Below are 21,538 nucleotides of genomic sequence, written 5' to 3' on the forward strand. Positions count from 1 at the left end.
TGGGGATGTTTTGGATAACGCATCGGTATTGACGACCCAGGGGTGGGGCGTTGCTTTCGGCGACAAGGTCGTGCTGGCGGAGCTGGATGTGCGCATCGAGCCCGGCATGGTCACGGCGCTGCTGGGGCCGTCCGGTGCAGGCAAGTCCACGCTGGTGCGCACGCTGGCCGGCCTGCACCAGGACCATCCGCGCTTCAAGCAATGGGGGCAAGTGCAGTACCTCGGGCAGCCGCTGGGTGCGGGCGAGCATCCGCGCCTGGTGGTGCAGAAGGCGCGGCTGATGCAAGCCACGGTGCTGCAGGCCATCACCGAATTCCACCGCGAACGCGTGTCCGTCACCCCCGGCGAAATCAAGCAATGGTGCGCCCGCCACGTGGTGGAGATGGGTTTCGCCGAACTGGTGCCGCTGCTCGATCGATCCACGGTGGAACTGGGCTCGCTGCAGCAGCGGGCCGTGGCCATCCTGCGCGAGGCCGCGGCGCAGCCCGCCTTGCTGATGGTGGATGAGCCCACGGCCGGCCTCGACGATGCCGACAGCGCCCGCCTGCTCGATCTGCTGGGCCGCCTGGCGGGCGGCATGGCCATCGTGCTGATCACCCACAACCAGCGCCACGCGCGCGTGGCGCAGCGCATGCTGCTGCTGGCCGGCGGCCGCATCCAGGAAGCCGGCGGCATGGAGGCCTTTCTGGCCGCGCCGCAGTCCGAGGCCGGGCGCCAGTACGTGCGCACCGGCAGCTGCGCCGTGGCGGCGCCGGACGCCGATCCCGAGAGCTTGTCCGAAGACGTGCCCGCGCCGGCCGCGCTGCCGGCACAGGCGCTGGCCGCGCTGGCCGCGCCTGCGCCGGCTCCCTTGCCGCCACCTGCCGTGCAGGCGACCGCGCCGGTGGCCGACGTGCCGCCCGCGCCCAAGCCCGCGCCGATGGTGCCCGACATGGCGCTGATCCAGCCGATACCGGCGGCCTTCCGCTACATCCCCGCGTCGCGCGGGCCGCGCGGCTTTGCCTGGGTGGTGCCCGGGCGGCTGGCCGGCACGCCCAAGCCGGGCGTGGTGCAGTCCATCGATGTGGATCTGACCGCGCTGCGCACCTGCGGCGTGACCACCCTGGTCACGCTGACCGAAACCAATATGGACCAGGCGGCGCTGGCGCGCCATGGCATGCGCAACGTGTTTCTGCCGGTCAAGGACCGCGAGCCGCCGTCGGTGGCGCAGCTGCAGATGCTGATGATCAAGATGAAGCGCCTGCTGCTGGGCGGCGAGGTGCTGGCCGTGCACTGCCTGGCGGGCCTGGGCCGCACGGGCACGGTGCTGGCGGCGTGGCTGATTTTCGAGGGTGTGACCGCCGAAGAGGCGTTGCGGCGCGTGCGTGCGATCGAGTCGCAGTACGTGCAGTCGGATGTGCAGGAGGCGATTCTTTTCGAATACGAAGAGCTGCTCCTGCGGAAGATGTGATTTTTACCAAAGAGAGGATATCGCGATGTCTGTAGATGCAATCATGCAAAAAGTGGCGGCCTTCGTGCCGGAGTGCCTGGCCGCAGGGGTGGTGGACGTGGCTTCGGGGATGCTGCTGTCGATCCGCACGGTGGACTCGCACCCGCGCGAGGTCATCGACCTGGTGGCCGCGGCCACGGCCGACCTGTTCAACGGCCCCAATGTGTCCATGATCGAGCGCATGTTCAAGAAGTCGCGCGGCCTGAGCGACGACGGCCACCACTACTTCCAGGAAATCATCGTCAACAGCGACAACCTGATCCACGTCTTCATCCGCGGCAAGACCAACCCGGAATATGTGAGCGTCTTCGTCTGCCGTCGCACCGCCAACCTGGGCATGGCGCTGACCAAGGCCCGCATCATCGTCCCCGAGCTGGAAGCCGCCCTGGTCTGATTGCTCGATTGCAGGCGTTACCATCGCGGCTTTGGATACCGAAAGCGAGCCGCCGATGCCCACGCAAGCCACCATCTACCACAATGCCCGCTGCAGCAACTCGCGCGGCGCGCTGGCGCTGTTGCGCGAGCACGGCATCGAGCCCGAGGTGGTGGACTACCTGGCCCAGCCGCTGAACCTGGCGCAGCTGCAGGCGTTGGTGGCGCAGCTGGGTGTGCCGGTGCGCGACATCATCCGCAGCAAGGAAGCCGTCTTCGACGAGCTGGGCCTGGCCGCGCCGCACTGGACGGACACCCAGCTGCTGGAGCAGGTCGCGGCGCATCCGCAGTTGCTCAACCGCCCCATCGTCATCACGCCCAAGGGCGCGAGGCTGTGCCGTCCGCCGGAGCTGGTGCTGGATTTGCTCTGAGCTGCGCCTGCAGGCTCTACAATGCCCGATTCCGCTCCCTATAGTTCAATGGATAGAACGAGTGCCTCCTAAGCGCTAGATGCAGGTTCGATTCCTGCTGGGGGGACCAGATCCAAGGCCGCGAAGCTGCACCAGCTTCGCGGCCTTTTGCATTTTGATGCTATCAAAAGAAAAGCTGCCAGCGCTTTATCCATAAGCGCTGGCAGCCAATTTGGTTCATATTCGCGCCGAGGTGGCGCGAGGCATCAGGCGAAGAGGTTCTTCAGTCGCTCCGACCAGGTCTGGTTGTTGGGCGTGTGCTTGGCGCCGCCCTTCTTCAGCGACTCGTCCAGCTCCTTGAGCAGCTTGCGCTGGTGCTCGGTGAGCTTGACCGGGGTCTCCACCGTGATGTGGCAGTACAGGTCGCCGGGGTAGCTGCTGCGCACGCCCTTGATGCCCTTGCCGCGCAGGCGGAACTGCTTGCCGGTCTGCGTGCCCTCGGGTAGGTCGATCGCGGCCTTGCCGCTCAGCGTGGGCACCTCGATCTCGCCGCCCAGTGCGGCGGTGATCATGCTCACGGGCACCTTGCAGTGCAGGTCGTCGCCGTCGCGCTCGAACACCTCGTGGTCGCGCACGCGGATCTCGATGTACAGGTCGCCCGGCGGGCCGCCGTTGATGCCCGGCTCGCCATTGCCCGAGCTGCGGATGCGCATGCCGTCGTCGATGCCGGCGGGGATGTTCACCTCCAGCGTCTTCTGCGTCTTGGTGCGGCCCTGGCCGTGGCAGGCGGTGCAGGGCTCGGGGATGATCTTGCCGGTGCCGCGGCAGTGCGGGCAGGTCTGCTGCACGGCGAAGAAGCCCTGGCGCATCTGCACCGTGCCGCTGCCGTTGCAGGTGCCGCAGGTCTTGGGGCTGGTGCCGGGCTTGGCGCCGCTGCCGCTGCAGGTATCGCACTCATCCCACGACGGGATCTTGATCTGCGCGTGCTTGCCGTTGGCCGCTTCTTCCAGCGTGATGTCCATCGCGTAGCTCAGGTCGCTGCCTCGGTAGACCTGGGGCCCGCCGCCGCGGCGTCCGCCGTTGCCGAACATGTCGCCGAAGATGTCGCCGAAGGCTTCCGCAAATCCGCCGAAGCCCTCGGCGCCGGGGCCGCCGCGCATGCTGGGGTCGACGCCTGCATGGCCATACTGGTCGTAGGCGGCACGTTTCTGGCCGTCGGACAGCATCTCGTAGGCCTCCTTGACCTCCTTGAACTGCTCTTCGGCCTCCTTGGCCTTCTCGCCCTGGTTGCGGTCGGGGTGGTGCTTCATCGCGAGCTTGCGATAGGCCTTCTTGATATCGTCGTCCGAGGCGTTCTTGGCAACGCCGAGGACTTCGTAGTAGTCGCGTTTGGACATGGTTCTGTGCGTGTGGTGGGGCTTGGCGGCCGGTGCGAACAATGCGCGTCGGAGAAAAGGCCATGCCGGAGCACTGCGTTCGCAGGCTCCGGCATGGGGTTCAGGTCATCGTGCGCACCTGTGGCGGAAGCGGGGAGGGGCTCAGCCCTTCTTCACTTCCTTGACCTCGGCGTCCACCACGTTGTCGTCGGCAGCCGCAGCGCTGGCGCCGGGGGCAGCACCGCCGGCGGCGCCCGCCGCCTGTGCGGCCTGGGCATCGGCGTAGACTTTCTCGCCCAGCTTCTGGCTGGCGGTCATCAGCGCCGTGGTCTTGGCCTCGATGGCGTCCTTGTCCTCGCCCTTGAGCGCCTCTTCCAGTTCCTTGGAAGCGGCCTCGATGGCGGTCTTGTCGGCCGCATCCAGCTTGTCGCCGTGCTCGCCCAGGCTCTTGGTCACGCTGTGCAGCGCGGCCTCACCCTGGTTGCGGGCCTGCACCAGCTCGAGCTTCTTCTTGTCGTCCGCGGCGTTCAGCTCGGCGTCCTTCACCATCTTCTGGATCTCGTCCTCGGACAGGCCGGAGCTGGCCTTGATGGTGATCTTGTTTTCCTTGCCCGTGCCCTTGTCCTTGGCGGACACGTTCAGGATGCCGTTGGCGTCGATGTCGAAGGTCACCTCGATCTGCGGCACGCCGCGCGGTGCGGCGGGGATGCCCTCGAGGTTGAACTCGCCCAGCAGCTTGTTGGCGCTGGCGATGTCACGCTCGCCCTGGAAGACCTTGATGGTCACCGCGGGCTGGTTGTCGTCGGCAGTGGAGTAGGTCTGCGCGAACTTGGTCGGGATGGTCGTGTTCTTCGCGATCATCTTGGTCATCACGCCGCCCAGGGTCTCGATGCCCAGCGACAGCGGCGTCACGTCCAGCAGCAGCACGTCGGAGCGCTCACCGCCCAGCACCTGGCCCTGGATGGCCGCGCCCACGGCCACGGCTTCATCGGGGTTCACGTCCTTGCGGGGTTCCTTGCCGAAGAATTCCTTGACCTTCTCCTGCACCTTGGGCATGCGGGACATGCCGCCGACCAGGATCACGTCGTCGATGTCGCTCACGCTGATGCCGGCATCCTTGATGGCGGTGCGGCAGGGGGCGATGGTGCGCTCGATCAGCTCTTCCACCAGGGCTTCCAGCTTGGCGCGGGTCAGCTTGATGTTCAGGTGCTTGGGGCCGGTGGCGTCTGCCGTGATGTAGGGCAGGTTGATGTCGGTCTGGGCCGAGTTCGACAGCTCGATCTTGGCCTTCTCGGCGGCTTCCTTCAGGCGCTGCAGGGCCAGCACGTCCTTGGTCAGGTCGACACCTTGCTCCTTCTTGAACTCGCCGATGATGTAGTCGATGATGCGCTGGTCGAAGTCTTCGCCGCCCAGGAAGGTGTCGCCGTTGGTGGCCAGCACTTCGAACTGCTTCTCGCCGTCGACGTCGGCGATCTCGATGATCGACACGTCGAACGTGCCGCCGCCCAGGTCATACACGGCGATCTTGTGGTCGCCCTTGCCGCCCTTGTCCAGGCCGAAGGCCAGGGCCGCGGCGGTGGGCTCGTTGATGATGCGCTTGACTTCCAGGCCGGCGATGCGGCCGGCGTCCTTGGTGGCCTGGCGCTGGCTGTCGTTGAAGTAGGCCGGCACGGTGATCACGGCCTCGGTCACGGGCTCGCCCAGGTAGTCCTCGGCGGTCTTCTTCATCTTGCGCAGCACTTCGGCGCTGATCTGGGGCGCGGCCAGCTTCTGGTCGCGCACCTTGACCCAGGCGTCGCCGTTGTCGGCCTTGATGATCTCGAAGGGCATCAGGTCGATGTCCTTCTGCACTTCCTTCTCGTCGAACTTGCGGCCGATCAGGCGCTTGGCGGCGTAGATGGTGTTCTTGGGGTTGGTGACGGCCTGGCGCTTGGCCGAGGCGCCGACGAGGATCTCGCCGTCGTCCTGGTAGGCCACGATCGACGGCGTGGTGCGCGCACCTTCGCTGTTCTCGATCACGCGGGTGGTGTTGCCTTCCATGATGGCCACGCAGCTGTTGGTCGTGCCCAGGTCAATGCCGATGATTTTTCCCATATCTGACTCCGTATTTTTGAAAAATTGGTGAATTTGCTTGGATGGTCGTTATCTGTGGCTGTTTTTTGGCGCTTCAAGACAGGAATACGCAAAAAACGGCGGCATTTGGCGTCATTTCGGCGCGGCGACGGTCACCAGGGCCGGGCGCATCACGCGGTCGGCGATCAAATAGCCCTTCTGCAGCGTGGCGACCACGGTGTTGGCGTCCTGGTCGGCGGGCACCATGCTGATGGCCTGGTGCTGGTGCGGGTCGAACTTCTCGCCGGCGGCCGGGGCGATGGCGACGACCTTGTTGCGCTCCAATGCCGACAGCAGCTGGCGCAGCGTGGCCTCGGAGCCCTCGCGCAGCACTTCGTTAGGGGCGTCGGCCACGGCCAGGCCGGCTTCCAGGCTGTCCACCACGGGCAGCATGCTCTCGGCGAAGCTCTCGACGCCGAACTTGCGGGCCTTGCTCACTTCCTCGTCGGCGCGGCGGCGGGCGTTCTCGACCTCGGCCTTGGCGCGCAGGTACTGGTCGGCCAGATCGACGTTCTTGGCCTGCAGCTCGGCCACCTGGGCCTGCAGCTGCGCCAGGGCGTCAGCCTCGTTGGCGGCTGCCGCGGCTTCCAGTTCCTCGGGCGACATGGGGTTTTCGTGGGGGGACTGTGGTGGCATGGTCATCGTTGTGCAATCGTTCCAAAAAACAGACTTTCTGATAGGTAGGAGCGCCGGGCGGCATTTCAAGACCCGCATGCGCGTAATGGAGCAGCAAGGTGCCGTTTGACGGCTTTTGGCGCTTGAAATATAATCGTGGGCTTTCCCTTGCCGCACCCTCATCGCATCCGATGTGCGATGTTCTTTGGGGCGGCTATTATCCACAAGGAGTTTGTGCATGCGTCACTACGAGATCGTGCTGCTGATCCACCCCGATCAGAGCGAACAGGTTCCAGCCATGCTGGAGCGCTACAAGGGCATGATTACCGCCGGCGGTGGTCAGATCCACCGTGTTGAAGACTGGGGCCGCCGTCAACTGGCCTACATGATCAACAAGCTGGCCAAGGCTCACTACCTGTGCCTGAATATCGAAGCCGACCAGGCTGTGATGGCTGAACTGGAGCACGCCTTCAAGTTCAACGACGCCGTGCTGCGCCAGCTGACCGTGCAGCGCAAGAAGGCCGACACCGGCCCTTCGTCGATGATGAAGACCGTCGAGCGCGAAGAAGCCCGCAAGGCCACCCAGGCCGAGCACGCTGCTGCCGATCGCTGATCACACCGGTAGGAGGTGAAGAACCACGTTGTCGTGACTGCAGGCCTGGCGGAGATTCAAGCTCTGCGCTACACGCCCGCAGGCCTGCCCGCCGTCGATGTGAAGCTGGAACACCAGTCTTCGCAACCGGAAATGGGGCAGCAGCGACAGGTGAACCTGCTGATCAAGGCGGTGGCCTTTGGCCCGCTGGCCGAGCGAATCGCCCGGCAGGCCGTCGGAAGCATCTGGACGATCCAGGGCTTTCTGGCAACGCCCCGCAACAGCAAATCGGTGGTTCTGCACATCCAGGATATTCAACCAGATTCTTATTGAGAGGTCCGAAATGGCCACGTTCAAGAAATTCAACAAAGACAAGCGCCCCAAGCGCAACACCCAGTCGCTGCTGTTCAAGCGCAAGCGTTTCTGCCGCTTCACCGTGGCTGGCGTGGAAGAGATCGACTACAAGGATGTCGACACGCTGCGCGACTTCATCGCTGAAAACGGCAAGATCATCCCCGCACGCCTGACCGGCACGCGCGCCATCTACCAGCGTCAGCTGAACACCGCCATCAAGCGCGCGCGCTTCCTGGCCCTGGTGCCGTACACCGACCAGCACAAGATCTAAGGAGCACAGCCATGCAAGTTATTCTGCTCGACAAGGTTGTGAACCTGGGCAACCTGGGTGAGATCGTCAAGGTCAAGGACGGTTACGCTCGCAACTTCCTGATCCCCACCGGCCGTGCACGCCGCGCCACCGCTGCCGCCAAGGCCGAGTTCGAAGCCAAGCGCGCCGAACTGGAAAAGGCTGCCGCCGAGAAGCTGGCTGCCGCCCAGGCAAGCGGCGAGAAGCTGGCGGGCGCTACCGTTAAGCTGACCCAAAAGGCTGGCGTGGATGGCCGTCTGTTCGGTTCCGTGACGAACCACGACATCGCCGACGAACTGAACAAGATGGGCTTCTCCGTGGTCAAGTCGCAAGTGCGCCTGCCCAACGGCCCCATCAAGACCGTCAGCGACAACACCGTCGAAGTGGCTCTGCACACCGACGTGGTGGTGGAAGTCAGCGTGTCCGTCTACGGCGAGCACGTCTAAGCACCGCTTGCTGGCCGGGCCTGTTCCCGGCCGTGCAAACCAAAAAAGCCGCTGCAAAGCGGCTTTTTTATTGCGCTATCCTCACTCTTTTTCTCCACCGGTTTTCAGTCAGGATCATCCATGTCCGATGCACTCGAAGGGTTCGTGACCCCCGACCAGCAGGTCGCGCAGCTGCGCATTCCGCCGCATTCGATCGAGTCCGAATCCAGCGTGCTCGGCGGCCTGCTGCTCGACAACCAGGCCTGGGACCGCATGGGCGACGTGCTGGTGGAGACCGATTTCTACCGCCATGAGCACCGGCTGATCTTCAGCGCCATCGCGGGCCTGGTCAACGCCAGCAAGCCGGCCGACGTGATCACCGTCTTCGAGCAGCTGCAAAGCATAGGCAAGGCCGAGGAGGTGGGCGGGCTGACCTACCTGAACCAGCTGGCGCAGTACGTGCCCAGCGCCAGCAACATCCGGCGCTATGCCGAGATCGTGCGCGAGCGCTCGATCCTGCGCAAGCTGGTGACGGCCAGCGACGAGATCGCCACCAACGCCTTCAACCCGCAGGGCAAGCCCGTGGAGCGGGTGCTGGACGAGGCCGAGCAGAAGATCTTCGCCATCGGCGAGGAAGGCTCGCGCATGAAGCAGGGCTTCCAGTCGCTGGAGTCGCTGGTGGTGGACCTGCTGGACCGCGTGCAGGAGATGGCCGACAACCCCGCCGACGTGACCGGCGTGCCCACGGGCTTTTCCGACCTGGACCGCATGACCAGCGGCCTGCAGGCGGGCGACCTGGTGGTGCTGGCGGCGCGCCCGTCGATGGGCAAGACCTCGTTCGCGGTGAACATCGCCGAGCACGTGGCGCTGAACGAGGGCCTGCCGGTGGCGATCTTCTCGATGGAAATGGGCGCGGCCCAGCTGGCGGTGCGTATCGTCGGCTCCATCGGCCGGGTGAACCAGGGCAACCTGCGCACCGGCAAGCTCTCCGACGACGAATGGCCGCGGCTGACCGAGGCCATTGAGCGGCTGCGCACCGTGTCGCTGCACATCGACGAGACGCCGGGCTTGACGCCTTCGGAGCTGCGCGCCAACGCGCGGCGCCTGGCGCGCCAGTGCGGGCAGATGGGCCTGATCGTGGTCGACTACCTGCAGCTGATGAGTGGCTCGGGCTCGGCGAGTTCGGACAACCGCGCGACCGAGCTGGGCGAGATCTCGCGGGGCCTGAAGATGCTGGCCAAGGAGCTGCAGTGCCCGGTGATCGCGCTGTCGCAGCTCAACCGCTCGGTGGAGCAGCGCACCGACAAGCGGCCGATGATGTCCGACCTGCGCGAATCGGGCGCCATCGAGCAGGATGCGGACATCATCATGTTCATCTACCGCGACGACTACTACAACAAGGAGAGCAAGGAGCCGAACATTGCCGAGGTCATCATCGGCAAGCAGCGTAACGGCCCCACTGGCACGGTGAAGCTCTTCTTCCAGAAGAACCAGACCCGCTTCGAGAACCTGGCCATGGGCTACGGCAGCGACGAATACTAAAAAGCATAGCTGCTGGCGCTTGCTGTTAAATGCATTCAAATGGATTTCTATCTGAAATCCAATAGCAATAAGCGCTAGCAGCTCTCATTTTTAGTTGCCCAGTGCGCCCAATGCGCCCATGATCTCCTCGGCGTACAGCAGGCCGGCCAGGCCCCGGCCGTGCTTTTCGCGGCGCACCAGCGAGAGCACGTTGCGGCTGAAGGCGCGGTCGCGGATCGGCCGGTAGACGAGCTGGCCGGCGTGGTACTCCTCGGCGATGTCGAACTTGCTGAGGAAGGCGATGCTGTCGCTGGCGGCGGCCAGGCGCTTCATGGTCTCGATGGAGTTGGTGCGGAAGGCCGGCTCCACGCTCAGCCCGGCCTGCGCGAAGGTGTCGGCGATGATGCCGTGGATCAGCATGGCGCGGTCGGCGAAGATCAGCGGGTAGGCCGCGCAGTGCGCCAGCGGTATCGCCTCCATGCCTGCCAGCGCGTGGCGCGGCGAGATCACCGCGCCCAGGCTGGTGTCCATCTCCCACAGGCTTTCGAGCTGCGGCGACGGCGGCAGGTTGAAGCCCAGGCCCAGGTCAGCCTCGCCGCCCTGCACTGCGGCCACGATCTCCTGCGCCGCCATGATGCGGATCGACAGCCGGATCTGCGGGTGCTGCGCGTAGAAGCCCACGGCCGACGCCGCGACGATGCCGCTGGCCAGGCCGGTCATCGTGGCGATGATGACCTCGCCGCCGGCCAGCGTCTTCAGGTCGCGGATCTCGGCCTCGACCTGGCGGTACTCCAGCATGGTGCGGCGCACATGGGCCAGCAGGATTTCGCCGGCGGCGGTGGGCCTCAGGCCCCGCGGCAGGCGCTCGAACAGCGGCTCGCCGATCTCTTCCTCGAGCTGCAGCACGTGCTTGTTGATGGCCGACGGCGCGACATGCAGCCGCTCGCCGGCCGCGCGTATCGAGCCGCAGCGGGCCACCTCGTCGATGTAGCGCAGCAGGCGCGAGTGCAGCATGGGGTTCTCCCGGTGGTGTGTACTCGAAAAGCGAGCAGTCCGTGCAGAAATCGCTGCTTTTCAGAAGCGGTATTTTACGGTTTCATGGCACCTGTCGCGCAACGGAGCGCCGCCGCCGGGAAAGGGCGACGGAGGCTCCCTAGCGGCGGCGCTGCAATCTTTGAGGCCCCTCGATGCGAACGACTGGCGTTCGTTGCAGCGCCCACCCTGTTCGGCCCAACGCCAATCGAACGAAAGCGAGAAAAAGCCATGTACCAAGAAGTCAGCGAAAGAAACGTCCAGGCGTCCGGCGCGCAGGACTCCGTCGCCGCGCACGAGAGCCACGTGCGGGCCATCTTCGACATCCTGCACGGCAAGCGCGCCGCCGACCTGCTGCTGAAGAACCTGAACATCCTCGACGTGCACAGCGAGTCCGTCTACCAGGGCTCCATCCTGGTCTACGACAAGCGCATCGTGGCGCTGAACCCGGACGAAACCGTGGTCAAGGTGCGCGAGGTGTTCGACGGCCAGGGCCTGTATGCGATTCCCGGCCTGATCGACGCGCACGTCCACTTCGAGGCGCAGCTGGCCCACCCGGTGGCCTTCGGCGAGGCCATCGTGCCCTGCGGCACGACGACCATCTTCTCGGAATGCCTGGACTTCGTCAGCGCCGCCGGCCCCGAGGCCGTCGAGGCCACCCAGGGCCTGTTCAAGGACTACAAGACCCTGCCGTACCGCGTGTTCGCCTTCGCGCCGGGCAAGAAGACCTCGGTGGCGGTGACCGATGCGCTGCTGCAGATGGAGCCGGTGATCGGCCTGGGCGAGCTGGCCCACCTGACCTACAGCGTGGGCAACGACGACGACTTCCGCAAGTCGGCGCTGGGCCGGGCCAAGGGCGGCTTCATGAACACGCACTGGGGCGTGACCGCGCTGTCCGACATGATGCTGAACTACATGCCGGCCATCGGCGCCTATGCCAACCACGACGTGTGGAAGGAGGACGACATCGAGAAGAGCGTGCGCTACGGCCTGCAGACGCAGATCAAGTTCGGCGTGGGCAGCCCCGAGGTCATCAAGACCATGCTGCGCGCCATCGTCAAGCGCAAGTGGCCCACCGACAACTTCCAGCTCTGCGCCGACAACATCTCGGTCGACCGCGTGCTGACCAAGGGCCACATGGACTGGATCGTCTCGCTGTGCGCCGAGATGGGGATCGATCCCATCCAGGCCATCAAGATGGCCACGCTGCACACGGCGCGCGCCTTCAAGATGGACCGGCAGCTCGGCTCGCTGACGCCGGGGCGCTTCGCCGACATCGTGCTGACCGACAGCCTGTCGAAGATCAACCCGCGCTACGTGTTCAAGGACGGCGAGCTGGTCGCCCAGGACCGCAAGATGCTCAAGCGCGTGGAGATCGACTACTCCGGCATGGCCAAGCAGCCCCGCCCGGGCCTGGCCGACCTGGCGCCGGCCCAGCTCGACCTCGCGCCGATGGAAATCTCGGCGGACGGCCAGCAGGCCAAGGTCTACCTGTTCGACGTCTACGGCCGTGGCCACGAGAAGTTCTTCCAGGAAGTCTGGGTGCCCTACGTGGACGGCCAGGTCGTGCCCGAGTACCAGGGCGTGCGGCTCAACCGCATCTCGGTGGTGCAGCGCTATGCCAACGGCCAGCGCCACGTGGTCAACGGCCTGTTCAAGGGCGTGTCCATCGAGCGCGGCGCGGTCGCCACCTTCTGGCCGGCGCCCAAGGCCTACTTCGTGGCCGTGGGCAGCGACAGCGCTGAGATGTGCCACTGCCTGCAGCAGGTCGATGCCCAGGTGGGCGGCTGCATCGTCACCGACAATCGCCAGGTGAAGGCCGGGCTGCCGCTGGCCATCTACGGCGTGATGGCCAACATGGGCCTGGACGAGCTGCTGGCGGGCACCCGCGCCATCGACGCCGCGCTGGAGGACCTGGGCAACCGCAACGAGGGCGAGCCCGTGGTCAACAAGCTGCTGACCCTGTTCATCTCGCTGGACCGCTTCGGGTTCATGGTGTGACGGGCCTGCGCTAGCAGGCAAACCGGCGGGCGCCTCGACGCGCCCGCCTGGCAAAGACAAAAGAATCCAAGGAGACAAGCATGATTCACCACGAGACGGACGCAGGCATCGTCGACACCGGCAGCCTGCAGCGGCGCTGGATCACCTACGGCGCCGGCATCTACATCCTGACGCTGGGCGTGAGCCTGGCCATCCGCGCGGGCATAGGCATCTCGCCGCAGAGCAGCCTCACGCGCACCATGACCCTGGTGTTCCCGCCGCTGAGCCAGGGCACCTACAACTTCATCCTGGAGTTGTTCATGCTGCTGCTGACCTACCTGGTGCTGCCCAAGGACTTCAAGCTGAAGAACTTCGCCGCGCTGATCCCGGCCTTCGCGCTGGCGGCCTTCCTCGACCTGAACCTGATGCTCACCAAGTCCCTGGTGCTGACGGACTACGGCGCCAGGTTCGCGCTGCTGGCCTTTGCCGACGCGCTGCTCGCCTTCGGCCTGTTCCTGATGATCCGCGCCAACCTGGTGCTCATGCCCATCGACATGTTCGTCAACACCATCTTCAAGCGCACGGGCTGGAAGTGGGGCAACCTCAAGACCGGCTTCGACTGCACGCTGCTGGTGATCTCGGCGCTGATCGGCCTCATCTGCCTGGGCGAGCCCAAGTTCATCCGCGAGGGCACGATCATCAACGCCATCCTCGTGGGCCAGTACATCCGGCTCTACTTCTTCCTGTTCCGCAAGCTGACGGCGGCCAAGGCGCCCCAGGTGTCCGAGGACGCGGCCACGCCGCACATCGCGGGCAGCTCCGCCAAGTAAGGCCTTCCTTCTCACTCTGAAAACCCAAGGCGCGGCGCGCATGCCGCCGCGCCTGCGGCAGGGCTTTGCCCGTTTTTGCCAGCAAACATACCGAACACAAACACCAAACACCACACGGGGATGCGAATCATGAAAAAGACAATCGCCATGCTTGCGGCCACGGCTTGCGCCAGCGGCGCCTGGGCGCAGAACGTCACGTTGTCCGGCCTGGTCGATGCCTACGCCGGCTCGATGCAGGCCTCGGGCAGCCAGCGCGCGGCCGTCGTCAACTCGGGCGGCATGAGCACGTCATGGTGGGGCATGGAAGGCAAGGAGGACCTGGGCGGCGGCCTCAAGGCCGAGTTCAAGCTCGGCGGCTATTTCCGCGCCGACAGCGGCACGCCGGGGCGCTTCAATGGCAACGAGAGCTTCTTCAGCCGCAATGCCTTCGTGGGCCTGGCGGGCGATTTCGGCACCGTGCACCTGGGCCGCGACGGCGCGCCGAACTTCCTGCCCACCGCGCTGTTCAATGCCTTCGGCGACTCGTTCACCTTCTCGCCCATCATCCTGCACGGCGACGTGCCGCTGTACAACGGCACCGGCTGGGATTCGGCCAATGCCGCCGACACCGGCTGGAGCAACCAGATCCGCTACACCACGCCCAGTTTCGGCGGCCTCACGGCGAACCTGCACTACCAGTTCGGCGAGGTGCCGGGCGACAGCGGCAAGCGCAACATGGGCGCGAGCTTTTTGTACTTCAACGGCCGCTTCGGCCTCGGCGGCTTCGTGCACCGGGTGCGCATGGACAACCCGCTGCCCGGCACCATCGGCCAGGTCAAGCTCGGCTTCTCGCAGCAGGATGCGTGGATGCTGTCGGGCAAGGCCGGCTTCGGCCCGGTGAACCTGTACGCCAACTACGAGCAGACCAAGAACGACAATTACGCCGGCGCCCCCGGCAACGCCAAGAGCAAGACCTGGAGCCTGAGCGCCGACTACGAGCTGGGGCAGGGCAAGCTGCTGGCGGCCTACGCCAACACCCGCTGGACGGGCTCGGCCGGCGTGGCGATCGCCGGCCTCAAGCGCGGCACGCTGTCGCTGGGCTACGACCACCACCTCTCCAAGCGCACCGACCTGTACGCGGTGGCCATGGGCGACAAGATCACCGGCTACAACCGCGGCACCTCGTTCGCGGTGGGGGTACGGCACCGCTTCTGAGCAGCGGCAAGGATTGCGAGTGGAGTGAAATTGATAGCGTGTGGCGCTTGCTGTGCAAGGGCTACACGCTTTTTTTATGCCTATTCTGCCGCGCTGGGGCCTTGCTCGGCTATCCAGGCCTCGAAGGCCTGCAGCGCCTGCGAGGGCTCGCCGTGCTGCGGGTAGGCGAACCAGTAGCTCTGCGTGCCGGGCAGGGTCTGGCGGTGGGCGCGCACCACCTGGCCGGCATCCAGCGCGTTCTGCACCAGCGCCTGCGGCACCAGCCCCAGGCCCAGGCCGGCGGCCGCGGCGGCGATGACCATCGAGAACAGTTCGTACTTCGGCCCGCGCGAGGCCGGCACCGAATAGCCCCAGCCGGCCAGCGCGTACCAGTCGCGCCAGGCGTCGGGGCGGCTCTGCAAGCCGATGTGGGTCAGCTGGCTCCAGGCGGCCTCGTCGCCGAGGTCGTGCAGTTCGGCAAAGGCGGCGCTGCACACGGGGATGCATTCGCCGTCCTGCGCGATGCGCCGGCCCCGGGTGTGGGGCCAGAGCCGGTCGCCAGAGAAGATGGCGGCGTCGAACTGGCTCTGCTCCAGCGCGAACGGGTCGGAGCGCACCGACAGGTGCACCTGGATGTCGGGGTGGCGCTCGGCAAAGCGCGGCAGGCGCGGGATCAGCCACTGCGTGGCAAAGCTGGAGACCACGGCCAGGTGCAGCGCATAGCCCTGGCTGCGGCTGTTGGCGATCTCCTGCGTGTCGCGCTCCAGGCCGTTCAGGTGCTGGCGCACGCGCTGGGCATAGCGCCGGCCGGCGTCGGTCAGCAGCACGCGGCGCTTGTGGCGCACGAACAGCGGCACGCCCAGGCGCTCTTCCAGCGCCGCCACATGGCGGCTCACCGCGCTGGCGGTGAGCGCCAGCTCGTCGGCCGCGCGCGAGAAGCTGCCGTGCCGCGCCGAGGCCTCGAAGGCCTGCAGCAGGCCGATACCGGGAATGGCGTTACGCATCGGCCGCCACGGGGATGTTCGGAAAAATCACCATATTGCGCAATCTTGGCATTTTGCGGTTGCTGTTCCATCGCATAGCATGTTTGCCCAGTGTACGCATGCCGGGGCATGCGGCTTCAGTCGTTCAGAGGAAAGAGCAATGTCGGATTCCCGTACCCGTTTGCAGCAGATACAGAAGGCGCTTGGCCTGGACCTCCAGGCCCACGCAGGACCGGACTGGACCAGCCGCGCGCCGCGCGATGGCGCGGCGCTGGCCGGCGTGCGCGCACACACGGCCGACGAGGCACAGGCCGCGATCGGTGCCGCGCACCGGGCGTACCTGGCCTGGCGCAACGTGCCGGCGCCGGTGCGCGGCGAACTGGTGCGCCGCCTGGGCGAGCAGCTGCGCCGCCACAAGGCCGCTTTAGGCGAGCTGGTGTCGCTGGAGGCCGGCAAGATCAGCTCCGAGGGCCTGGGCGAGGTGCAGGAGATGATCGACATCTGCGACTTCGCCGTCGGCCTGTCGCGCCAGCTGCACGGGCTGACGATCGCCAGCGAGCGCCCCGGCCACCGCATGATGGAGACTTGGCATCCCATGGGCGTGGTGGGCATCATCTCGGCCTTCAATTTCCCGGTAGCGGTCTGGTCGTGGAATGCGGCGCTGGCGCTGGTCTGCGGCAATGCCATCGTCTGGAAGCCGTCCGAGAAGACGCCGCTCACCGCCATCGCCTGCCAGCACCTGCTGCAGCAGACCATCGCGGCCTTCAATGCCGAGAAACCCGGCGCCGTGCCCGAGGGCCTGAGCCAGCTGCTGATAGGCGGGCGCGACGTGGGCGAGGCGCTGGCCTCCAGCCCGCAGGTGGCCGTGGTCAGCGCCACGGGCTCGACCCGCATGGGGCGGCAGGTGGCCGTCCAGGTGGCCGAGCGCTTCGGCCGCTCCATCCTGGAGCTGGGCGGCAACAACGCGATGGTCGTCACGCCCTCGGCCGACCTGGAGCTGGCCGCGCGCGCCATCACCTTCGCCGCGGTGGGCACGGCGGGCCAGCGCTGCACCACGCTGCGCCGGCTGATCGTGCATGCCTCGGTGGCCGATGCGCTGCTCGCCCGGCTGGAAAAGATCTACCAGAGCATCGCCATCGGCGATCCGCTGGCCGATGGCACCCTGGTCGGCCCGCTGATCGACCGCGCTGCCTTCGACGCCATGCAGCAGGCGCTGGCCCAGGCCCGCGACCAGGGAGGCCAGGTGCTGGGCGGCGAGCGCGTGCGGGAGGACCTGGGCACCGATGCCTGGTACGTGCGCCCGGCGCTGGTGCGCATGCCGGCGCAGTCGGCGGTGGTGCAGCACGAGACCTTCGCGCCCATCCTCTATGTGCTGCGCTACGAGGGCGACACCGACGAGGCCATCGCCCTGCAGAACGCCGTGCCGCAGGGCCTGTCGTCGGCCATCTTCACCGCCAGCCTGGCCGATGCGGAGCGCTTCATGTCGCCTGCGGGAAGCGACTGCGGCATCGCCAATGTCAACATCGGCACCTCGGGCGCGGAGATCGGCGGCGCCTTCGGCGGCGAGAAGGAGACCGGCGGCGGCCGCGAGTCCGGCTCCGACGCCTGGAAGGGCTACATGCGCCGCGCGACCAACACCATCAACTACAGCGGCGCGCTGCCGCTGGCGCAGGGCGTGCGCTTCGACGTTTGACAGGGAGACAAGGCGATGACGGAATCCGCGAACAAATCGGCGCGCACCGGCGGCCAGCTGGTGGTGGACCAGCTGCGCGTGCACGGCGTGCAGCAGCTCTTCACCGTGCCGGGCGAGAGCTTCCTGGCGGTGCTCGATGCGCTGCACGACGCCCCCATCGAGGTGACGATCTGCCGCCAGGAGGGCGGCGCCAGCATGATGGCCGAGGCCCAGGGCAAGCTCACGGGCCGGCCCGGCATCTGCTTCGTCACGCGCGGGCCGGGCGCGACGAATGCCTCGGCGGGCCTGCACATCGCGATGCAGGACTCGACGCCGATGATCCTCTTCGTGGGCCAGATCGAGCGCGCCGCGCGCGACCGCGAGGCCTTCCAGGAGCTGAACTACCGCGCCGTCTTCGGCCCCATGGTCAAGTGGGCGACCGAGATCGACGACGTGCACCGCGTGCCCGAGACCATCGCCCGCGCCTTCTCAGTGGCCACCAGCGGCCGCCCCGGCCCGGTGGTGATCGCGCTGCCCGAGGACATGCTGCGCGAGACCTCCACGGTGGCCGACGCGCGACCGTACCAGCCGGCCAGCGCCGCGCCGGCGCCCGCCGACGTGCAGCAGGTGGTGGCGCGCCTGGCCGCCGCCGAGCGGCCCATCATCATCGCCGGCGGCTCGCGCTGGAGCGCGCAGGCGCACGCCGACCTGGCGGCCTTTGCCGAGCGCCTGGCCGTGCCGGTGGCCTGCTCGTTCCGCCGGCAGATGCTGTTCCCGGCCGACCACCCCTGCTATGCGGGCGACGTGGGTCTGGGCATCAACCCCAAGCTGGTAGAGCGCATCCGCGATGCCGACCTGGTGCTGCTGCTGGGCGGGCGCATGTCCGAGGTGCCGTCGCAGGGCTACACGCTGCTGGACATTCCCACGCCGAAGCAGCCGTTGATCCACGTGCATCCCGATCCCGACGAGCTGGGCCGCGTCTACCAGGCCGAGCTGGCCGTGGTGGCCGCACCCGATGCCTTCTGCGCCGCGCTGGTGCAGGCAGATGCGCCGGCTGCATCCGCTGCTCGCCAAGCCGCAGTGAAGGCCGCGCATGATGCCTACCTGGCCTGGAGCGACCCGGCGCCGATCTGCGTGCCCGGCGAGCTGCAGATGGGCGCCGTGATGCAGCACCTGCGCGAGGTGCTGCCGGCGGATGCGGTGTTCTGCAACGGCGCGGGCAACTTCGCCACCTGGGTGCACCGCTTCTGGCCCTTCACCCACTACGGCACGCAACTTGCGCCCACCAGCGGCAGCATGGGCTACGGCTTTCCGGCGGCGGTGGGCGGCCAGCGCCTGCGGCCCGAGCAGACCTTCGTCTGCTTCGCCGGCGACGGCGATTTCCTGATGCACGGCCAGGAGTTCGCCACCGCCGTGCAGTACCGGCTGCCGGTGATCGTGGTGCTGATCGACAACGGCATGTACGGCACCATCCGCATGCACCAGGAGCGCGACTACCCCAACCGCGTCAGCGGCACCGAGCTGCACAACCCCGACTTCGTGGCCTACGCCCACGCCTTCGGCGGCAAGGGCGCGCTGGTGGAAAAGACCGCCGACTTCGCCCCCGCGCTGGCCGAGCTGCGCACCTGGGCCGCCGAGCACCGCCTGCCGGTGCTGCTGCACTGCAAGCTCGATCCGCAGGCCATCACGCCTTCGCGCAGCCTGGACCAGATCCGCGGCACGGGCGTTTAACCAGATTTCAATAAAAAATAGCTGCCAGTGCTTGTGTAGCAAGCGCTGGCAGCTATGGTTTTAGGAGTTCTGGTTTTACAGCACTTCGCTGGCGAAGTCCGCCAGGCGCGAGCGTTCGCCGCGCGCCAGCGTGACGTGGCCGCTGTGCGGCCAGCCCTTGAAGCGGTCCACCACATAGGTCAGGCCCGACGAGCCCTCGGTCAGGTAGGGCGTGTCGATCTGCGCCAGGTTGCCCATGCAGATGATCTTGGAGCCCGGGCCGGCGCGGGTGATCAAGGTCTTCATCTGCTTGGGCGTCAGGTTCTGCGCCTCGTCGATGATGACGTACTTGTTCAGGAAGGTGCGGCCGCGCATGAAGTTCATGCTCTTGATCTTGATGCGGCTGCGGATCAGCTCGTTGGTCGCGGCGCGGCCCCATTCGCCGGCGTTGCCGCCGTCGCCCTTGGCCAAAAATTCAAGGTTGTCGTCCAGCGCGCCCATCCACGGGCCCATCTTCTCTTCCTCGGTGCCGGGCAGGAAGCCGATGTCCTCGCCCACGCTCACGGTGGCGCGGGTCATGATGATCTCGGTGTAGCGGCGCTCGTCCAGCACCTGGGTCAGGCCGGCGGCCAGCGCCATCAGGGTCTTGCCGGTGCCGGCCGTGCCGGCCAGCGTGACGAAGTCCACGTCCGGGTCCATCAGCAGGTTGAGCGCGAAGTTCTGCTCGCGGTTGCGCGACGTCACGCCCCAGACGTTGTTCTTCTGGTGGCCATAGTCCTTCAGCGTCTCCAGCACCGCGGTCTTGTCGCGGATCTCGATCACGCGGGCGTACAGGCTGTTCTCGCCCGGCGCCTCGTAGTAGACGAACTGGTTGATGTGCAGCTCTTGCGTGAATGGGCCGCTGATCCGGTAGCGCGTGGCGGGGCCGGACTGCCAGCTCTCCACCTTCTTGCCGACCTTGCTCCAGAAGTCCGGCGGCAGCGCGAGCATGCCGCCATACAGCATGTCGCCGTCTTCCAGCGTCTTGTCGTTCTGGTAGTCCTCGGCCTCCAGGCCCAGCGCGCGCGCCTTGACGCGCATGTTGATGTCCTTGGACACCAGCACCACCTGGCGGGTCGGGTAGCGCGTGCGCAGCGCATCGACCACGCCGAGGATCTGGTTGTCGGCCTTGCCCTGCGGCAGGCTGCCCGGCAGCTCGTAGCTCAGCGGCTCGGTCTGGAAGAACAGGTGCCCGGCGGCGCCGCGCTGGCCGGTGGCATCCAGGCGGATGCCCTGGTCCAGCGCCCCCGAGTCCTGCGTGGCGACCAGCGCGTCCAGCGTGCGGCTGGCCTGGCGGCCGTTGCGGGCCACTTCGGTCATGCCCTTCTTGTGGGCGTCCAGCTCCTCGAGCACGATCATCGGCAGGTAGATGTCGTGTTCCTCGAATCGGAACAGGCTGGTCGGGTCGTGCAGCAGCACATTGGTGTCCAGCACGAACAGCTTGGGCACGGTGGAATGGCCGACGGTCTTCGGCGCCTTGGCGGGCGCGGCAGCCGGCACGAGCTGCGACGGGGCAATGGCGACGGGCTTGCCGCGCTGGCGGGCGTTGCCCTTGGGCGCGGCGGGCTTCGGTGCGGGCTTGCTGGCCACGGGTACATGAGCAGGCGCAGGTGCGGCCATCGCGCTGACTGCTGCCGGCTGTACGTCGGCCAGGTCCTCGTCGTCGGCTTCCGGCATTTTGGCCAGGTTGGATGCCTTGGCCTTGGCAGCGGCCTTGTCGTAGCCGGAAGGCGAGAGGCGGGCGGCGCGCTTGGTGGGGGCGGGAGGCAAGGGCATGAATCGGGGCCTTTACTTCGGTAGGGAATACATCGGGTCGATCCGGGGCGGCGCGGGTACCCCCCAAGACAAAAGGCTATCCTGCTCGCAAGATAGCCTTGGTTCGGGTGGGAAACACGTGCTCGCCGCGCTCAATCGCATGGTTTCATTATGCACACTCCAGGTCGCCGGAATGTCATTGGATTGCCATACATCGGTCACCAAAACAAAAGCGCGCCGAAGCGCGCTTTGCCGGGGCCGGGACAGGCCGCGGAACAGGTGGGAGTAGGCGTTTAAGCCGCCTTCTTCTGGGCGGCCTTCATCGACTTGACGGCCTTGAGCACTTCTTCCACGTGGCCGGGCACCTTGAGGCCGCGCCATTCCTGCACCAGAATGCCTTCGGGGCTGATCAGGAAGGTGCTGCGCTCGATGCCCTTGACCTTCTTGCCGTACATGATCTTGTTCTTGACCACGCCGAACATGTGGCACATCTTCTCCTCGGTGTCGGCGATCAGCTCGAAGGGCAGCTCGAGCTTGGTCTTGAAGTCGTCGTGCGACTTCATGTTGTCGCGCGAGACGCCGAACACGGCAGCGCCGGCCTTGACGAAGTCGGCGTACTGGTCGCGGAACTGCATGGCTTCGGTGGTGCAGCCGGGGGTGTTGTCCTTCGGGTAGAAGTAGAGCACCACGATTTGCCCCTGGTGAGAGGTGTTGGAGACTTTCACGCCTCCAGTCGCCTGAGCCTCAAATTCGGGGAGGGATTTGTTGACAACAACTGCCATAGCGCTTCATTTGCTCCAGAATAGTCG

At 66.5% G+C, this 21,538-nt stretch carries 20 protein-coding genes and 1 tRNA gene; 14 read left to right on the forward strand and 7 right to left on the reverse strand.

The features are described from left to right. The first annotated feature begins 10 nt into the window (after positions 1-10). From ACYVKR_RS06560 to ACYVKR_RS06575, 4 genes are all read left to right on the forward strand, one after another. Positions 11-1,450: a phosphatase domain-containing protein gene (locus tag ACYVKR_RS06560; RefSeq protein ID WP_460479997.1), complete on the forward strand. Its 1,440-nt coding sequence runs from the start codon at positions 11-13 to the stop codon at positions 1,448-1,450. A gap of 25 nt (positions 1,451-1,475) precedes the next feature. Further along, positions 1,476-1,883: a roadblock/LC7 domain-containing protein gene (locus tag ACYVKR_RS06565; protein ID WP_460479998.1), complete on the forward strand. Its 408-nt coding sequence runs from the start codon at positions 1,476-1,478 to the stop codon at positions 1,881-1,883. A 55-nt stretch (positions 1,884-1,938) separates the two neighbouring features. Next, on the forward strand, positions 1,939-2,292 hold the full coding sequence (arsC, locus tag ACYVKR_RS06570; protein WP_460479999.1) for an arsenate reductase (glutaredoxin): 354 nt from the start codon (positions 1,939-1,941) through the stop codon (positions 2,290-2,292). A 34-nt stretch (positions 2,293-2,326) separates the two neighbouring features. Beyond that, positions 2,327-2,401 (forward strand) — tRNA-Arg (locus ACYVKR_RS06575). A 136-nt stretch (positions 2,402-2,537) separates the two neighbouring features. Here ACYVKR_RS06575 and dnaJ read toward each other — a convergent pair. From dnaJ to grpE, 3 genes are all read right to left on the reverse strand, one after another. Further along, positions 2,538-3,668, reverse strand: coding sequence for a molecular chaperone DnaJ (gene dnaJ, locus ACYVKR_RS06580; RefSeq protein WP_460480000.1), 1,131 nt, complete (start codon positions 3,666-3,668; stop codon positions 2,538-2,540). A 141-nt stretch (positions 3,669-3,809) separates the two neighbouring features. Next, a complete protein-coding gene (gene dnaK / locus ACYVKR_RS06585; RefSeq protein ID WP_460480001.1) occupies positions 3,810-5,741 on the reverse strand; it encodes an Hsp70 family protein in 1,932 nt (643 codons plus the stop codon). Between the two features lie 111 nt (positions 5,742-5,852). Beyond that, positions 5,853-6,395, reverse strand: coding sequence for a nucleotide exchange factor GrpE (gene grpE, locus ACYVKR_RS06590; RefSeq protein WP_460480083.1), 543 nt, complete (start codon positions 6,393-6,395; stop codon positions 5,853-5,855). A 217-nt stretch (positions 6,396-6,612) separates the two neighbouring features. Here grpE and rpsF point away from each other — a divergent pair, with 217 nt between their 5' ends. The 5 genes from rpsF to dnaB all read left to right on the forward strand — a co-directional run bounded on the left by rpsF (position 6,613) and on the right by dnaB (position 9,576). Further along, positions 6,613-6,987: a 30S ribosomal protein S6 gene (gene rpsF / locus ACYVKR_RS06595; protein ID WP_460480002.1), complete on the forward strand. Its 375-nt coding sequence runs from the start codon at positions 6,613-6,615 to the stop codon at positions 6,985-6,987. Positions 6,988-7,002: 15 nt separating this feature from the next. Next, the gene (priB, locus tag ACYVKR_RS06600; RefSeq protein ID WP_460480003.1) at positions 7,003-7,299 is read left to right on the forward strand and encodes a primosomal replication protein N; all 297 of its coding nucleotides are present in this window, start codon (positions 7,003-7,005) and stop codon (positions 7,297-7,299) included. A gap of 10 nt (positions 7,300-7,309) precedes the next feature. Next, positions 7,310-7,591: a small ribosomal subunit protein bS18 gene (gene rpsR, locus ACYVKR_RS06605; RefSeq protein WP_460480004.1), complete on the forward strand. Its 282-nt coding sequence runs from the start codon at positions 7,310-7,312 to the stop codon at positions 7,589-7,591. An 11-nt stretch (positions 7,592-7,602) separates the two neighbouring features. After that, on the forward strand, positions 7,603-8,055 hold the full coding sequence (rplI, locus tag ACYVKR_RS06610; protein ID WP_460480005.1) for a bL9 family ribosomal protein: 453 nt from the start codon (positions 7,603-7,605) through the stop codon (positions 8,053-8,055). 120 nt (positions 8,056-8,175) lie between these two features. Further along, positions 8,176-9,576, forward strand: a complete 1,401-nt coding sequence (gene dnaB / locus ACYVKR_RS06615; protein ID WP_460480006.1) for a replicative DNA helicase — start codon at positions 8,176-8,178, stop codon at positions 9,574-9,576. 90 nt (positions 9,577-9,666) lie between these two features. Here dnaB and ACYVKR_RS06620 read toward each other — a convergent pair whose 3' ends face one another. Next, positions 9,667-10,569, reverse strand: a complete 903-nt coding sequence (locus ACYVKR_RS06620) for a LysR family transcriptional regulator (protein WP_460480007.1) — start codon at positions 10,567-10,569, stop codon at positions 9,667-9,669. Positions 10,570-10,818: 249 nt separating this feature from the next. Here ACYVKR_RS06620 and ACYVKR_RS06625 point away from each other — a divergent pair, with 249 nt between their 5' ends. The 3 genes from ACYVKR_RS06625 (at position 10,819) to ACYVKR_RS06635 (ending at position 14,591) form a co-directional block, all read left to right on the forward strand. Further along, positions 10,819-12,588 (forward strand): adenine deaminase C-terminal domain-containing protein, encoded by a 1,770-nt coding sequence (locus ACYVKR_RS06625; protein WP_460480008.1) that lies wholly within the window; start codon positions 10,819-10,821, stop codon positions 12,586-12,588. 80 nt (positions 12,589-12,668) lie between these two features. Continuing rightward, positions 12,669-13,397, forward strand: coding sequence for a YczE/YyaS/YitT family protein (locus ACYVKR_RS06630; protein ID WP_460480009.1), 729 nt, complete (start codon positions 12,669-12,671; stop codon positions 13,395-13,397). Positions 13,398-13,526: 129 nt separating this feature from the next. Next, the gene (locus ACYVKR_RS06635) at positions 13,527-14,591 is read left to right on the forward strand and encodes a porin (protein ID WP_460480010.1); all 1,065 of its coding nucleotides are present in this window, start codon (positions 13,527-13,529) and stop codon (positions 14,589-14,591) included. A gap of 80 nt (positions 14,592-14,671) precedes the next feature. On the opposite strand, the gene ACYVKR_RS06640 is transcribed toward ACYVKR_RS06635, so the two are convergent. Next, the gene (locus tag ACYVKR_RS06640) at positions 14,672-15,574 is read right to left on the reverse strand and encodes a LysR family transcriptional regulator (RefSeq protein WP_460480011.1); all 903 of its coding nucleotides are present in this window, start codon (positions 15,572-15,574) and stop codon (positions 14,672-14,674) included. 139 nt (positions 15,575-15,713) lie between these two features. On the opposite strand from ACYVKR_RS06640, the gene amaB reads away from it, so the two are divergent. Together amaB and ACYVKR_RS06650 are read left to right on the forward strand one after the other, a co-directional pair. Further along, complete coding sequence (gene amaB, locus ACYVKR_RS06645) at positions 15,714-17,246, forward strand: aldehyde dehydrogenase family protein (RefSeq protein ID WP_460480012.1); 1,533 nt, start codon at positions 15,714-15,716, stop codon at positions 17,244-17,246. A 15-nt stretch (positions 17,247-17,261) separates the two neighbouring features. Further along, on the forward strand, positions 17,262-18,956 hold the full coding sequence (locus tag ACYVKR_RS06650; RefSeq protein ID WP_460480013.1) for a thiamine pyrophosphate-binding protein: 1,695 nt from the start codon (positions 17,262-17,264) through the stop codon (positions 18,954-18,956). Positions 18,957-19,031: 75 nt separating this feature from the next. On the opposite strand, the gene ACYVKR_RS06655 is transcribed toward ACYVKR_RS06650, so the two are convergent. Next, positions 19,032-20,750 carry a PhoH family protein gene (locus ACYVKR_RS06655; RefSeq protein WP_460480014.1) on the reverse strand — a complete coding sequence of 573 codons (1,719 nt, stop codon included), beginning with the start codon at positions 20,748-20,750 and terminating at the stop codon, positions 19,032-19,034. 272 nt (positions 20,751-21,022) lie between these two features. Beyond that, the gene (locus ACYVKR_RS06660; protein ID WP_460480015.1) at positions 21,023-21,511 is read right to left on the reverse strand and encodes a peroxiredoxin; all 489 of its coding nucleotides are present in this window, start codon (positions 21,509-21,511) and stop codon (positions 21,023-21,025) included. Between the last annotated feature and the right edge of the window lie 27 nt (positions 21,512-21,538).

This window comes from Comamonas humi, assembly GCF_054782535.1.